11 protein-coding genes and 1 pseudogene are annotated in these 15,161 nt (G+C 70.8%); 4 read left to right on the top strand and 8 right to left on the bottom strand.

Annotated elements, in window-relative coordinates; genetic code table 11:
• Window positions 1-6: 6 nt before the first annotated feature.
• Together SSP08S_RS33230 and SSP08S_RS33235 are read right to left on the bottom strand one after the other, a co-directional pair.
• Window positions 7-1,425, bottom strand: a complete 1,419-nt coding sequence (locus tag SSP08S_RS33230) for a sensor histidine kinase (protein WP_051106033.1) — start codon at window positions 1,423-1,425, stop codon at window positions 7-9.
• Between the two features lie 62 nt (window positions 1,426-1,487).
• Window positions 1,488-3,602 carry an MMPL family transporter gene (locus tag SSP08S_RS33235; protein ID WP_019071983.1) on the bottom strand — a complete coding sequence of 705 codons (2,115 nt, stop codon included), beginning with the start codon at window positions 3,600-3,602 and terminating at the stop codon, window positions 1,488-1,490.
• 197 nt (window positions 3,603-3,799) lie between these two features.
• Between SSP08S_RS33235 and SSP08S_RS33240 the strand changes: the two genes are divergently transcribed.
• The 4 genes from SSP08S_RS33240 to SSP08S_RS33255 all read left to right on the top strand — a co-directional run bounded on the left by SSP08S_RS33240 (window position 3,800) and on the right by SSP08S_RS33255 (window position 9,960).
• On the top strand, window positions 3,800-3,976 hold the full coding sequence (locus SSP08S_RS33240) for a hypothetical protein (RefSeq protein WP_158697236.1): 177 nt from the start codon (window positions 3,800-3,802) through the stop codon (window positions 3,974-3,976).
• A 149-nt stretch (window positions 3,977-4,125) separates the two neighbouring features.
• Window positions 4,126-5,112, top strand: a complete 987-nt coding sequence (locus SSP08S_RS33245) for a hypothetical protein (RefSeq protein WP_026179046.1) — start codon at window positions 4,126-4,128, stop codon at window positions 5,110-5,112.
• A 58-nt stretch (window positions 5,113-5,170) separates the two neighbouring features.
• The gene (locus tag SSP08S_RS33250; protein ID WP_019071986.1) at window positions 5,171-7,015 is read left to right on the top strand and encodes an HSP90 family protein; all 1,845 of its coding nucleotides are present in this window, start codon (window positions 5,171-5,173) and stop codon (window positions 7,013-7,015) included.
• Window positions 7,016-7,017: 2 nt separating this feature from the next.
• Window positions 7,018-9,960, top strand: a complete 2,943-nt coding sequence (locus SSP08S_RS33255; protein WP_019071987.1) for a tetratricopeptide repeat protein — start codon at window positions 7,018-7,020, stop codon at window positions 9,958-9,960.
• 133 nt (window positions 9,961-10,093) lie between these two features.
• On the opposite strand, the gene SSP08S_RS61935 is transcribed toward SSP08S_RS33255, so the two are convergent.
• The 6 genes and pseudogenes from SSP08S_RS61935 to SSP08S_RS59690 form a co-directional block, all read right to left on the bottom strand.
• On the bottom strand, window positions 10,094-10,231 hold the full coding sequence (locus SSP08S_RS61935; RefSeq protein WP_158697237.1) for a hypothetical protein: 138 nt from the start codon (window positions 10,229-10,231) through the stop codon (window positions 10,094-10,096).
• Between the two features lie 181 nt (window positions 10,232-10,412).
• Window positions 10,413-10,829, bottom strand: coding sequence for an AtzH-like domain-containing protein (locus SSP08S_RS33265; protein ID WP_218006678.1), 417 nt, complete (start codon window positions 10,827-10,829; stop codon window positions 10,413-10,415).
• Between the two features lie 91 nt (window positions 10,830-10,920).
• On the bottom strand, window positions 10,921-12,642 hold the full coding sequence (locus tag SSP08S_RS33270; RefSeq protein ID WP_019071990.1) for a hypothetical protein: 1,722 nt from the start codon (window positions 12,640-12,642) through the stop codon (window positions 10,921-10,923).
• 144 nt (window positions 12,643-12,786) lie between these two features.
• Entirely contained in the window at window positions 12,787-13,527 is a 741-nt protein-coding gene (locus SSP08S_RS33275; RefSeq protein ID WP_019071991.1) for a cysteine hydrolase family protein, read from the bottom strand.
• A 122-nt stretch (window positions 13,528-13,649) separates the two neighbouring features.
• Window positions 13,650-14,330 (bottom strand): biuret amidohydrolase, encoded by a 681-nt coding sequence (gene biuH, locus SSP08S_RS33280; RefSeq protein WP_019071992.1) that lies wholly within the window; start codon window positions 14,328-14,330, stop codon window positions 13,650-13,652.
• Window positions 14,331-14,601: 271 nt separating this feature from the next.
• A pseudogene (locus SSP08S_RS59690) lies at window positions 14,602-14,881 on the bottom strand (transposase); the annotation flags it as partial.
• Between the last annotated feature and the right edge of the window lie 280 nt (window positions 14,882-15,161).

Raw genomic sequence — 15,161 nt, forward strand, 5'->3', positions numbered from 1 at the left:
GGGCCGTCACGAGGGTTCCTCCCGGGGCAGCGGCAGCTTTGCGGTCACTTCGAAGCCCACGGTCGGACCCGGTCCGGCGTCCAGTGTGCCGCCCACGCTACGGGCCCGCTCACGCATCCCGACGAGCCCGAACCCCGGCGTGCCGCCGACGGCTCCCTGTCCGTGCCCCACCCCGTTGCGCACCGCGCTGCTCACCCCGTGGCGCGTCCCGTGCCCCGCCCCGTTGTCGGCGACGGTCACCCGCAGGGTCCCCTCCGCCGCCCGCAGTCCCACCCGGACGGTCAGGTCGTCGCGGCCCCCGTGGCGTACGGCGTTGGTGAGCGCCTCCTGCACGATCCGGTAGGCGGCGGCGCCCACCGAGGGCGGTACGCCGTCCGCGTGGACGGACAGTTCGACCTTGGCCCCGGCGGCCCTGGCCGCCTCCGCGAGCGCGCCCAGCCCGTCGAGCCCGGGCAGCGGCCCGCGCCCGTCCACAGAGCCGGCTCCGGAACCGGAACCCGGTCCGGAGCCGGGTTCGGCCACCCACTCCCGTTCCCCTCCGACACTCACGTTCACCTCGTTCTCCCGCAGCACCTCCAGCGTCGTACGCAACTCGCCCCGGGCCGTCCGGCAGGTCTCCGCGATGTCGTCGAGCGCCTGGGCGACCGCCTGGCGGTCGAGCCGGTCCGGATCCGCGGTGAGGACGTGGGCCGCCACGGACGTCCGTACACCGATCAGGGTGATGCTGTGCGCGAGCAGGTCGTGCAGGTCGCGGGCGATCCGCAGCCGCTCCTCGACGACCCGGCGCCGCGCCTCCTCCTCGCGGGTCCGTTCGGCCCGTTCGGCCCGCTCGACGATGGAGGCGACGTACTGGCGGTAGAGGCGGGCGTCGACGCCGAAGAACAGGACCGCGATGACCCAGCCGGAGATCTGCAGGAGCTCCAGTGCCCCGTCAGGGTTGGTGAAGCTGTTGATGATCAGCGTCGGGCCGAGGACGAGGACAGCGGTGAGCAGCGAGCGGCGTACCGTGCCGGTCGCCGCGACCGTGTAGAGCGCCAGGAGGGTCGCGGGGATGGGTACGCCGTGGTTGTAGTCGAGGACGTGGTACGCGGTGACGCAGGCCGCCACCGCGAGCAGCACGAGCAGCGGACGGCTGCGCCGCCACACGAGCGGCACATGGGCGCCGGCCAGCAGGGCCCAGCCGGGCGGACCGGGCGGGAGTCCGTCGTCGAGGAACAACGCCAAGATGACGGCCAGCACGGCGACCCCGACGGCGAGGAACGCGTCGTTGCGGGTGCGGTGCGGCGCGGTGAGCGGGTCCCGGTTGACGACCGCCATGACGCGCTCGAACCGGCGCGGCCGCGCGTCACCCCGCACGACGGTGGTTCTCAGATCCCCTGCGGCTGAGGCCGCTCCCCGATCTTGCACGGCTCCATCTTCCGTCATGGGGGCGCCCCTCCGGCAGACGGCAGGAGAGGCGCCCGGTCGGCTGTGGTGGGCCCGGCGGGTCAGGGCGCGGCGACCTGCTCCGCCTGCCGCGGCGGCTCGGTCGGTTCGGACGGCGCGGCGCCGGGCGCGCCTTCGCGGGAGAGGCCGCCCGGCCACCACATCTTCCGGCGCAGGGCGACGCTGGCACTGGTCACCAAATACGTCCGTACGAGGAAGGTGTCGAGGAGTACGCCGACGGCGATCACGAAGCCGAGTTCGACGAGTTGCACGAGCCCCATGTTCATCAGCACGGCGAAGGTCGCGGCGAGGACCAGGCCGGCCGAGGCGATGACGGCGCCTGTGCTGCGCAGGGCGGTGAGCGCGGCGGCGGCCGGTTCCGCGCCGGCCAGGGACTCCTCCCGCATCCGGTGCATGAGGAAGATGCCGTAGTCGACGCCGAGGGCGACGAGGAACACGAAGGACAGCAGCCCGAGCCCGGGATCGGTTCCCTTGAGGCCGAGGAGCGGTCCGAAGGCCAGCCCGGCGATCCCGAGGGCCGCGCCCCAGACCGCGACCACGGCGGCCACCAGGATGAGCGGCGCGACAAGACTGCGCAGCAGGACGAACAGGATGAGCAGCACGGAGACGAGGACCAGGGGTACGACGATCTTCGTGTCCCGGCTGTTGGTGTCCTCCAGGTCGATCTGCTCGGCGCTGTCCCCGCCGACGTAGGAGCCCTTCAGTTCGCTGCGGAGGGACTTGATGGTGGCGGTCTCTCCCGCCGACTGGGGTGCGTCCTTCGCGATGACGGAGATCTCGGCCCAGCCGTCTGCGGTACGGCCCTTCTCGGCGCTCTCGACTCCCCGGGTGGCCCGGATCGCCGCGAGGGTCCGGTCGACGCGGGCCGCCGGGGTGATCACGTCGATGGGCTGGGTGCCGCGCCCGGGGTAGGCCCGGGCGAGGGTCTCCATGGCGGTGACGGCCTCCGGCTTGGTGACGAAGGAGTCCTCCTGCTTGACCGCTCCCGGTAGGTTGAGCGTGCCCAGGGCGAGTGCGCCGAGCAGGACGGCTCCGGTCGCGAGCACGGTCAGCGGCCTGCGTCGGGCGGAGTCGCCCATCGCGGCGAAGAGGCTCCGCCGCTGTGTGGGTTCGCTGCCGTAGGCCGGTACGAGCGGCCAGAAGACCCGCCGCCCGAGCAGGACGAGGACGGCGGGGAGCAGTGTCAGCATCGCGATCAGCGCGCACAGCACACCGACCGTGCCGAGCGGGCCCATGCCGCGGCTGCTGTTGAGATCGGCGGCGAGCAGACACAGCAGGCCGGCGGCGACGGTGCCGGAGGAGGCGAGCACGGCGGGCCCGCAGCCGCGCAGGGCGGCGACCATGGCCTCGTACGGGCGCTCGATGCGCCGCAGTTCCTCCCGGTAGCGGGAGACGAGGAGCAGTGCGTAGTCGGTGCCCGCGCCGAACACGAGGATCGTCATCACGGCGGCGCTCTGGCCCGTGACGGTGGTACCGAAGGCCTGGTTGAGCCCGTACGCGACGCCCATCGACAAGAGGTCGGCGATGCCGGCGACCACGAGCGGCACGAGCCACAGCACCGGACTGCGGTAGATAAGGATCAGCAGGAGGGCGACGACGGCGACGGTGGTGTAGAGCAGTGGCCCGCCGAGTGAGTCGTAGACCTTCCCGGCGTCGGTGCCGAGCGCTGCGGTGCCGCCCACCTCGACGCTCAGCCCGTCCTGGCCGCGGGCGATGCCCCGGACGTCCTCGACGAGCGCGTCCCGCAGCTTCTCGTCGCGCCCGGGCTCGTTGCTGGCGACGGGGTACATGAGGGTCGTACCGTCGTCGGACGCAATCCCCTTGGGCGCCCCGCCGACCAGCTCATGCGCTGCGGCGATCTCCTCGACCTGCCCGGCCGCCACCCGCCGGTCGCCCGCGCTCAGCCCGCCGCCCCGGTGATACACGATCACCATCTCGGTGCTCTCGCCCCCGGGCAGCGCGTCCTGTATCCGGGCCACTTGGGTCGAGTCGGCGCTGGAGGGCAGGTAGTCGATGGCCCGGTCGTGCTGCACGTCGGCGAGCTTCCCCGCGAACGGGCCGACCAGCACGAGCACGGCCACCCATAGCCCGAGCAGCACCCAGGGCACGGCCCGCCTGCGTCCCACACCCTGCGTGGCTGTCTTCCCGACCGTCATGAGCAGATCTCCCTCGCTACGACGAAACCGTTTCAGCTGTTCAGCTGTCAGCCTTCCGGCACGGGGAGGGGGTTACGTCGGACGGGAGGGGGAGCCCGCGGGTACTGCCTGGGGTGGCGGGGGGTGCGGATTACTCCCCCGGGAGTAGTGGCCGGCGTCTCGCGGAGTTCGCCGAGGTGCAGCTACTGACCGGTTGGGTGAAATCGGCACCTGCCTTCAGTACCGGCGGGTTCACGACCTTCGAGCGGCTCGGACGGTTCATGCTGCCGAGCCTGGCCCGCCGGGTGTTCGGGACCGGGCCCGTCCTCCCGGTGCACCGCAGAACCGCCGCGGCGTTCATCAAGGACGCGCCCGCTTCGGTGCCCTGGTCCTGAGCACCCCTCTCCTGTGTTCCAGCCGTCGAGCACCATCCAGGGCGCAGAAGTCGGCCCCGGTCATACCCGTGAAAACCCTGTGGCAGCGCTGTCGGTGCGGGCACTTATGCTGCACCGAACGATCACGCGGGACCTGGGGAGGGTGCGGCATGTTGGACAAGCTGTTCGGTAGGCGTGGGGCGAGACCGGCAGCGGATCCGCACGCGCTGCCCGCTCGGCGCGGGCTGACGAACCGGATGTACAAGCTGCGTGCGCTCGGGGATGCGCGGGTGCTCGCCCTGGTGGAGGCGGCCGGCGCGGGTGACTGGGCGGCGGTCAAGGCGGCACTGGCCCCCTTCGATCTCGGCCGGGACCACCAAGTACTCGGCCAGCTGGCCGAGTTGAACGGTGTGCAGGACTGGATCGGCCGGGCCGTGGAGGACGACAAGGAACACCGGGCGACGGCTTTGCTGATCTCCGGGGCGCGGCACGTCGCCTGGGGCTGGGAGGCGCGCACTCGCGCCAACGCGGCGAATGTCAGCCGGGAGCAGTGGCAGGTCTTCTACCAGCGGCTCCGCATAGCCGAGGAGCAGCTGTTGGAGTGCGCGGAGTCGCGGCCGGAGTGGGTCACGCCGTGGCGTCACCTGCTGACTTCCGGCCGCGGTATGTCGCTCGGCCCTGTCGTCTGCGAGACCCGGCTGGACGCCGCCCTGCGCCGCGACCCGCTGGACCTGGAGACTCACATCGAGAGGGTGTCGCAGTTGCAGCCCCGCTGGAGCGGGGAGCCGGGTGAGGCCCTGGCGTTCGCCCGAAAGGCGTTCGCGCGGGCGCCTGCGGGCCATCGCCTCGGCTGTGTTATTGCCGTCGCACACATCGAGGAGTGGGTCGAGTCCGACCGGATGAACTCGCTCATCACCCCGGAGACCCAGGACGAGTTGCTGGAAGCGGCCGAGCACAGCATCCTCCACCCCGCCTACGTACGACGCCCCGGCTGGCAGGAGGACTTCAACACCTTCGGCATGGCCCTGTCTCTGGCCTCCGAACGCATCGCGTTGCCGCGCGTCTTCCGCGAACTTCGGGGCGCCTACACCTCCTGGCCGTGGAGGTACATGTCGGAGCCGGAAAAGATGTACGCCCGCGCCCGTCGCAACGCCTGATCCCGGCACCCGGCCCGCCGCACCGCTCCCTCGTCGAACACTCACCCCGGACTGCCCGATGACTCTGCCCCACGCCTCTTCGAGCCCGGCCGACGCCGACCGCACCTTCCAGGTGGATCTGCGCGGTCTCGTCGATCTCCTCTCCCACCACCTCTACTCAAGCCCCCGCGTCTATCTGCGTGAGCTCCTCCAGAACGCGGTGGACGCGCTGACCGCGCGGCACGCACTCGAACCGGCCGCCCCCGGCGCCCCGTTCGGCATCCGTCTGTACGCCGACGGTTCGGTGGTGCGTGTCGAGGACGACGGCGTCGGTCTCACCGAGGCCGATGTGCACAGCTTCCTCGCGACGATCGGCCGCAGCAGCAAGCGCGCCGACCGGATCGCTGAGCAACGCGCGGACTTCATCGGCCAGTTCGGTATCGGGCTGCTCTCGTGCTTCCTGGTGGCCGACGAGATCCATGTCGTCAGCCGTTCCGCCCGCACTCCCGGTGCCCCGGCCGTGGAGTGGCGGGGACGCGGCGACGGCAGCTACTCCGTGCGCACCCTGCCCGCATCCGCCCGTCCACGGCTCGGCACCACGGTCACCCTGACTCCCCGCGCAGACGCGAGCGAGTGGACCCGCCCGGCCCAAGTGCACGCGCTCGCCCGGCACTTCGGCTCCTTGCTGCGCCACCCTGTCACCTTCGACGGGGGCACCGGCGATGGCGCGACCGTCAACCCCGAGCCCGCACCCTGGGCGCGCACCTACCCGACGCCCGGAGCGCGCACCCGCGCGCTGGCCGCGTACGGCGAGGAGACCTTCGGGTTCACACCCCTGGACACCATCGAGCTGGACCTGCCGGCCGTGGGGCTGAAGGGCATCGCGTGCGTGCTCCCCGAAGCAGTACCGGCCGGCCGCCGCCACGGCCACCGCGTGCACGTCAAGGGCATGCTGCTGTCCGAGCAGGCCGATGAGATCCTGCCCGAGTGGGCGTTCTTCGTCCGCTGTGTCGTCGACGCCGAAAGCCTGCGCCCGACCGCGTCCCGCGAGGCCCTGTACGAGGACGACACCCTCGCCGCTGTTCGTGACGCCCTCGCCGAACGGCTGCGCGCGTGGATCGCCCGGACCGCCGCCAGCGACCCGGAGCTCCTCGGCCGCTTCCTCCAGGCGCATCACCTGGCCGTGAAGTCCCTCGCCGTGCACGACGACGAGATCCTGCGGATGCTCCTGCCGTGGCTGCCGTTCGAGACCACAGACGGACACGCCACCCTCGACGAGTTCGCGCGCACCCACCGCACCGTGCTCGTCACCTCCAGCGTGGAGGAGTTCCGGCAGGTGGCCGCGATCGCCTCGGCCGCCGGGCTCGGAGTCGTCAACGGCGGCTACACCTACGACCGTCAACTGGTCCACCGGCTCCCGGAGATCAGGCCCGAGGTGAGCGTCGCCGATCTCGACCCGGCCACGCTCACCGCCCATCTCGACCCCGTCGACCGGGAGACGGAACTCGCCGCCGCGGCCTATCTGGCCCAGGCTCGCGACGCCCTCGCCGTCTTCGACTGCGACGTCGCGCTGCGCACGTTCCAGCCCGCCTCGGCCCCCGCACTCCTCCTCGACAGCCGCGAGGCCCGGCACGAGCGCACCCGCTCCCAACTCGCCCGCGAACAACAGGGCGGCGTCTGGGGCGACATCCTCGGGCATCTGCGCCAGGAGGCCCCGCGGGCCCAGCTGATCCTCAACCAGCTCAACCCGCTGGTCCGTACCGCCGTCGGCATCGACGAGCCCGAACTGGCCCGCACCAGCGCCGAAGCCCTCTACGGGCAGGCCGCGATGTTGTCCCGTCGACCCCTCAGGCCCGCCGAGTCGAGCTTGATCAACCGCTCCTTCCTCAACCTCCTCGCCCACGCCCTCCGCAAGGACAGCTGACGATGCCCACTGCACCCCACCCGCAGAACACGGACGAACTGTTCCGGGCGCTCCAGGAGAACAACCGGCGCCCCTACGGCCGTAGCCGCACCGTCACCGCCGAGGAACTCACCGAGGCCGCCGAGCAGCTCGCGGAGCCCGTCCCGCTGGTTAACGCGCTCCTCGAGCTCCAGGAGGCGTACGCCTACGGTTCCGAACCCCGGAAGTCACCCGTCGTCTTCGCCCGGCTGCTCGCCCTTTTCGACGAACAGCCCGACATCTTCGACGAACGGCTGCGCCACACGCTGTTCTGGCGCTTCAAGTGGGTGGCCAACGCCCTCGTGGCACTGCCGGAGATGCCCCTGACGAGCGTGCGCCAATGGCTGACCGAGATGCGCGACCGGTACGAGAAGGCCGGTCTGGAACTCCAGCCCTACTACGGACAGGCCTACCGGCTGGCCGCTCACACGGGCGAGGACAGCGCTCTCGCCTTCGAGCTCTGGGCGGGACGGCCCCGCACCAGGCTCAGCGACTGCGAGGCCTGCGAGATCTGCGAACGCGCTCTGCACCACCTCGCCGCTGACGACGACGAACGGGCACTACGCGCCTGGGAGCCCGTCCTGGCCGGAAAGGAGTCCTGCCAGGAGGAGCCCGCCCGCTCCGTGTCGCACGCGCTGCTTCCCCTGCTGCGCACCGGCCGCACCGACGAGGCCCGCGCACTGCACCTCACCGGGTACCGCGCCTGCCGTCGTAACCCCTCGATGTCCGGCGAGGTCGGCCGGCACCTGGAGTTCTGTGCGCTCACCGGCAACGAGGCGCGCGGCCTGGAACTCCTCGCGGAGAACCGGAACCTGTTCGACGACGTCGACTCGCCCCAGGACCTGCTCGCTTTCCTCACCGGCGTCGAAGTCCTCCTCCGACGCGTCGAATCCCTCGGCCACGGCGAGCTGCCCGCCGCCGGATACCCGGGTCGTACCTGGACGGTCGCCGCTCTGCGCGCCGAGGTGCAAGGCCGTGCCGACGACCTCGCGGCCCGTTTCGACGCCCGCAACGGCACTACGGCGCACTCCGACCGGCGCCGGGCCCGCCTCGACCGTGGCCCGCTCCTGGAGGCGCTCGAACTGACCCTGCGCTCCCGCGCCCTGGACGACGTAGCCCCGGCCGCCGTACCCGCCACCGCCCGCACGGCCCAGTCCGTCCCCGAGGAACTGCCCGAACTCATCACTCGGGCAAGGGCGTTGGACGAACAAGGGCATCCGGACGCGACGGCCTGCTGGGCACGGCTGCGCGTGCTCGTCGCCGCCCCCGGCTACGTCCACCCCGACGACCCGGCCGTGGGACCGCTCGTAAGGCTGCGCGCCGACCTGCTGGCCGATGAGGCGAACTCGGCGGGCGACAAAGACGAGTTCGCCGTCGCCGCCGCCCTCCACGAGGAGGCTGCGGTTCTGTACGACGACGCCATGGAGCCCGGCCACGCGGCGCTCGCCCGCGCGCGTGCCCTGCTCGCCGGTGCCCAGGTCAGCCCGCAGAGCACCGACGGCTCCGACGCGGCCGAGGCGACAACCACCGCGCTGAGCAACGCCTATGCCGCGATCGTCCGCCTCCACGAGGAGGCGTCCGGCCTCGCCCCGTACCAGGAGGCCCAGTTGCTCAGGCTGCGGGCGACAGTGCTCGGTCTGCGGTTCCAGACGACGCGCGACGAGGAGCACGCCGCGCCGGTCCATGCCGAGGTGGATCTGCTCAGCGAGCTCGCCGCGCGGCACAACTTCGCGGGGCAGCTCTCCGGTGCCGGGTTGCTGCGGACCAGCACCTACGCCCTCTCTGGGGACCTGTCCGCCGCGGGCACCGAGATCGATGCCCTCCGCGACCGGCTCCGGGCGGACGGCCCCGCCTGGCATCTGCCGCGCACACTCGGACTCCGCGCCCGCATCCAGTTCGCGCTGAAGAACGCGGAGGCCGCGCACGCGGACCTGGCCGAGGCGCTGCAACTCGCCGCCGAATGGCCCGCCGACGCCGTCGACACCGCTCGCCTGCACTCTGAACTGGCCGAGGTCTGCTTGCACCTGGGCCGCCGCGACGAGGCGTTGCGGCACCTGACGCGCTCCGCGGAACTGGCACTGCGTCACGGCAGCCGCACCGACGCGTTCTGCACCTACAGCCACGCCGCGCAGGTCAGCCTCGACCTGGGCCGGATCGAGGACTGCATCGCGCTGCTCGATTCCCTCCTCGCCGAACCCGACGTCACCGCAGGAGAGTTGAGCGACCGGCTCGTCGCCCAGCTGCGCCTGACCCGCGCCCGTGCACTGCGTGCGGGAGACGACCTCAAGGCCGCCACGGCGGAGTTCGCCGCCCTCGCGGCCGAGTCGGCCGACTGGGACGACGACCTCGGGAGCCATGTCGGCATCGCCGCGGAGACGGCCGTACTCCTCGCGCAGTCCGGCGAGTTCGAACGGGCCCGCCAGGCTGCGGACCAGGCTCTCGCCGCCCACGCCCGAGCGCCGCGCTACGAGCACCTCAGCTCCTGTCTGCGCGAACTCGCCCGGCTCCACGCCCAGCAGCAGGGTTCCGAAGGCCTCGCCGACGCCCTCAGCGTTCTCGCCGACGCGGGCCGAGTCGCCGACCAGGCCCGTGCCGCGGGGCACGAGTCGCACAACCGCTCACTGGACAGCGCCCTGGCCTATGAGTACGGACGGGTCAACGCCTACGCCGGCACGTACGAGGCCGCCCTCGGCGCCCTGGACAAGGCACTCACCCTGCTGGGCGAACCGGGACCGGACAAGGACCGGGTCGACGAGTGGGTGGAGAGCGTCCGTCTGGCAGCGGTCGTGGAGGGCATCTACCTCAAACGCCCCGCCCTGGCCCTCACCCGGCTCAACGAGGCAGTGCCCCGCCTCACGGCACTGGGCCACACCGAGGAGGCCCGACCGCTGACGTCGCTGGCGGCCCAGCTGCGCGACGAGGGGTGACGCCCAGAGCCAGCCGGCTTCGCACTCGCCCCCCGACCCTCCGGCCACCTGGAACGGTCGGGCGTGGACGTGAGGACCTGTCCGGAGGGCCAACTCGCCAGAGAACACCGGCGCGTTGGGCAGGCTCATCAGGTCACGTGCGCGAGCGGATGCCGCCGGCGCCCATGAGTACGGTGCCGGCATGGCGGCGTCCGTCCGCAGTGACGGCCACGGGAGGCTCCAGGTCGGTGCGGGCCGGCTCGACGGCCTTGCTCGAGGTGTGCACCTCCACGAAGCCGCGACCCGCTCGTCGAAGGGGTCTGCGGAGCTGCAGCAGCACCGGCAACGTTTGGCGCAGCCGGCTGTGGTCGTCTGCGGCGAACATCCGCCGTCGCACTGGGAGTGGGGCGATCCGATCACCGTCCCCGGGAGGTATCAGCCGGCCGTCTCGTCGGCGGGGCAGCCAAGGCCCTTCACGCGCCCGGCCGGGAGGTCTCGTCCGGCACCTCCGACACATGGGCGCTGACAATGCGCCAGCCCACGGGGAAGCGTGTCCACGACTGCGTCTGGCGGCCGACGGCGTTACCCCCGGGGTAGGCGAACAGGGTGGTGACCACCGCGTAGTCGGTCCCGAACGTGCTGATTCTGGTGTCGAAGAGTTTTCTGCCCGGAGGAAACGGCGGTTGTTGCCGTCGCCAGTCCCGGATTTCCTCGATCCCGGCCTGCCGGTCGGCGATACCGAAGCGGACCGTGTCGGGTGAGGTCCAGAAGTACCCGGTGACGCCTTCGTGGTCGTCGGTGACCAGGGCTTCCTCGTAGCCGGCGAAGGCCGCCGTCACTTCGGCGACCGTCTGTGGCAGGTCCACATCCATCCGCTCTCCGTTCGTCATGGTTCCGATCCGTCCTCGCGCGACCGTGCAGCCAGGTGGTCACCCGGCCGCACGGGAGGCGCCTTCATCGTCGTCAGTTGTCTCTGCCACGTCAGTCGGTGGCCGCCGATTTGTGCGGCTCGGCGGTCTCGTCCGGCAGGACGCCGACGCCGGCCGGCGCGGGTTCCGGGACCGGGTCAGGTCCCCGCTCGTCCTCCGGCGCCGGCTCTGGCGCCGCACCCGCGAAGGAGCCGCCGCCGTGCAGCCGCTCGAGTGCCAGTTCCTCGGCGTCCGGCTCGCGGGGCGTCGGCCGGGTCAGGGCGAAGGCTGCGCACAGGACGGCGGCGAAGAGGTAACCGAGGCTGACGCCCCCGCTGGCGTTCCAGTCGATCTTAGGGGCGTGGATGAGCCCGATGAAGGAGAGCGCCGCTCCGGCCAGGGACACCGCTGCCGCCGGGACGAACCGTTTGTCGATGACGAACGCGACGAGCGCGCCCAGGATCAGGCCCGCCAGGATCGCGCCCTGGCCGAGGACCATCAGCCCGTGGTAGACGACACCTGACGACTCCAGACCCGCTTCCCCGACCTTGGACGCGTCGGTGCCGGCGGCCGCGAGGGCGTTGTCGATCTGCCCGACGGCCCAGGAGGCCAGGTTCGGCACGAGTGCGGCGACGACGGCCGCGGCGTGTGCCTTGGGTGACAGCTGGAAGGCCTGGGCGCCGATCAGTAGGCCGATGTACAGCAGGATGGGCACGATCGCGGCGACCGGGAAGATCGCACCCAACAGGCTGAACATGCCCAGGAAGCACATCAGGGCGATGACCGCGCCGGTGGCCAGCGAGTAGCCGGTGCGCCCGCCGGCCTTCTTCCACCCTGGGTGACCGACGTACACGGCGGGCGGGAAGGGTGAGCCGAGCGCCGAGCCGATGACGGCGCCCGCGCCGTCGGCCAGCAGTACCGAACGCAGGTTGTAGTTGTCACCGGCGGCAGCGGCGCTCTCGACGTTGCTCATGCCCTCGGTGAAGTTGTAGACGCCCAGCGGGATGGCGGTGGCGAGCAGCGGTGCGACGTCCGAGAGACCGGAGAACAGCGTGTCGATGTGGAGGCCGGGGAGGGCGAGGGTGATGTCGTCGGCCGCCGCCGAGACCGCGGAGCCGTCCATCGCTCCGCCGGCCCAGCCGATCGCGGTGCCCACCAGGAGTGCGGCGAGTCCGATGGGGATGTTGCCGGGCAGCTTCAGATCGGTCATGAGGCCGATCAGGAGCAGCAGGAAGACCGGCAGGGCGATCCACAGGTGGTCCCACATCTGGCCGGCGGGCCGCATGGAGATGAAGGAGACGGAGATACCGGCGAGGGTGCCGAGCAGGGCGGCCCTGGGTGCGTACCGGCGTATGTACGGGCCCACGAAGGCCCCGATGAGGACGATGACACCGATGATGAAGGCCCAGGCGATACCGGCCTTCCACGCCAGCAGCGGGTCCTTGGTCTTGAGGTAGATCGGCAGCATGATGACGAACACGACGATGAACATGTGCGGCACGCTCGGCCCGTAGGGCATCGCGGTGACGTCCTGGCGGCCCTCCCGGCGTGCGAGTCGGCGGCCGAGGTAGGCGTAGTAGATGTTGCCCGCGATCAGGGCGATACCCAGCGCCGGGAGGATGGTGTGGAAGACGTCGTCGTCCGGAATCTTGACGACGCCCAGGCACAACCCGGTCAACGTCAGTACATTGACCAGGACGTTGACGGCAAGTCCGAAGAACGCGTTGGTGTCGCCGCGTACCCACAGGGGCAGGGGCCGGGTCTCGGCGGGGGCGGTGCGGCGGAGTGACAGCATGGTGGGATCACCCTTCGTCGGGTGGAGCGGTGGATTCCGGCGCGGGGTACGCCGGGTGACGGGGCACTGGTGGACAGTGGGCACCGTCGATGTGGCGGTGCGGTGGGGGCGGCCGGGGCGGGGCGACCGGGCGCCGCGGCCCTGTCAGCGCGGCTGCGGCGCCGGTTCGCGGGCGGTTTCCGGAGCGTCGGGGCCGACGGGCGACGTGGTGGCCAGTGCCGCCAGGAACGCGGCCGACTCCGCGGTCCAGCCGAAGATGCCGCCCTGAGCGGCCACCATCTCCAGGCCCGCCTGCTGGAACTGGGGGAAGTAACTGCCGACGCAGTCCGACAGCACCAGGCACTCGTATCCACGGTCGTTGGCTTCGCGGACCGTCGTGTGCACACACACTTCGGTGGTGACGCCGGTGACTACGAGACGGCGGATGCCGCGGGAGGTGAGCAGCTCACTGAACCCGGTGGCGTAGAAGGCGCCTTTGCCCGGCTTGTCGATCACCGGCTCACCCGCCACCGGGTAGAGCTCCTCGATGATGTCGTGGCCCTCCTCACCGCGGATGAGTATCCGGCCCTTGGGGCCCGGGTCGCCGATGCGCATGCTGGGGTTTCCTCGCAGCAGCTTGCTGGGGGGACAGTCGGACAGGTCCGGCAGGTGTCCCTCGCGGGTGTGTATGACCGCCATGCCCGCGGCGCGGCAGGCGTCGAGTACGGCCCGCAGCGGAGCGATGGTCCTCCGCAGTTGTTCCACGTCATTGCCCAGGCTCTCGCCGAATCCGCCGGGTTCGAGGAAGTCCCGCTGCATGTCGATGAGAACGAGTGCCGTCTCGGCGGGGTCGAAGGAGAACGCGTACGGGGCGGCCTCGACACTGAGGGATTCCGCAACTGCCATGGCGGTTCCTGCTTTCGTCGATGGGAAGGGGAGTCGACGCGGTCGGCTTGGCCGGATTCGGACCGTGCGCCCGGATGTGCAGGACTGTTCGAGTGGTGCAGGGGTCCGTCCGGTGGGTCGTCTCAGGAGGTGGCCTCAGTCGTGGCGGTGATCAGGTCGTCGGCGGTGGAGACGCATCCGAAGACGCCGCCCTGCATGGTCACCATGTGCAGCGCGGCTTCATGGTTCGAGGGGTCCGTCGCGCCGGTGCAGTCGGAGAGGATCAGACATTCGTAGCCGCGGTCGTTGGCCTCGCGCATGGTGGTGTGGACGCACACGTCCGTGGTGATGCCGGTGAGGACCAGATGTGTGATGCCCCGGGTGCGCAGTACGAGGTCGAGGTTGGTGGCGTAGAACGCTCCCTTGCCCGGTTTGTCCACGATCACCTCACCGGGAAGCGGGGCCACTTCGGGCACGATCTCCCAGCCGGGTTCTCCCCGGACCAGAATGCGGCCGCACGGTCCGGCGGCGCCGATCTCGGCGCCGATCTGTGCGGATCGCCAGCGTTTGTTGGCCGGCAGGTCCGCCAGATCGGGGGCGTGCCCCTCACGGGTGTGGACCACGAGCATGCCCGTGCTGCGGGCGTGGGCGAGCAGCTTCTGCGTCGCCGGGAGCCCGGCGCGGGTCAGCGAGATGTCGTATCCCATGGTGTCCACGTAGCCGCCGGGTCCGCAGAAGTCCGTCTGCCAGTCGATGCAGAGCACGGCGACTCGGTCGGCGGGCACGGATGTGTCGTACGGCCATGCGTAGGGCTTCGCGGTCACCGGGCCGACGATTACTGTCGGATTTTGCGGACTTATGAGCGTACTGTCAGCCATTGACACCCCAAGCCAGGTGAAGTGGTGTATGGGCAAGTAGCCGCAATAGTTCTGGCATTCCGTACATCGTGATTATGTGGAAATTAGTTTCGGTCAGACGATCGCCGCGTTACGCAGGAATGACGCGGCCGCGGGTGGGTGCAGGGCCAGGGCCCCTTTGCCGGGTCAACGTCGCGGGCGGGGTCTGCTTCCGACGGTGTCCCGCCGAGTGGTGTAGTCACTGGTCGAGCTGATTCGGGTTCTGCTGTGGCGGAAGCTGGCGATCGTCCACGGCCGGTTGCGTCGTGAGGAGTTCGGCCATGGAGGCTTCGGAGAGGTAGCGGCGGTCGAAGACCTGCCACTCGTCGTGGAGTTCGGCCAGGACCGCGGCGACCAGCCGGTCGAGGGCTGCAGGGTTGGGGAAGACCTGGACGACGTCGGCCCGGCGTTTGGTCTCCCGGTTCAGCCGCTCCAGCGGATTTGGTGGACCAGATCTTCTTCCAGTGGGCCGAGGGGAAGTCGAGCCTTGACCCAAGGCCCCTGAAGGAGATCGTCCCGCGTCTGGACACGGCTGCCCGCGCCACCGCCGACGCGGTGGTCACCGTGGACGTCGAACCGCTCGCCCAGCTACTCACGTGCAGTAAAAGCACGAACACGTCACGGAATCGTAGGTGGCCAGCACGGACGTCAGCGAGGTGGAACGCTTGCGTTTTACACCGCTGAACGGGGGACGTTCATGGCAACTCCACCTCCACCTTTGAGGCCACCAGTTCCGCCGCAGGGTGAACCACGCGTCAA

Origin of the sequence: Streptomyces hokutonensis (assembly GCF_000376565.1) — a bacterium.
GTDB lineage: Bacteria > Actinomycetota > Actinomycetes > Streptomycetales > Streptomycetaceae > Streptomyces > Streptomyces hokutonensis.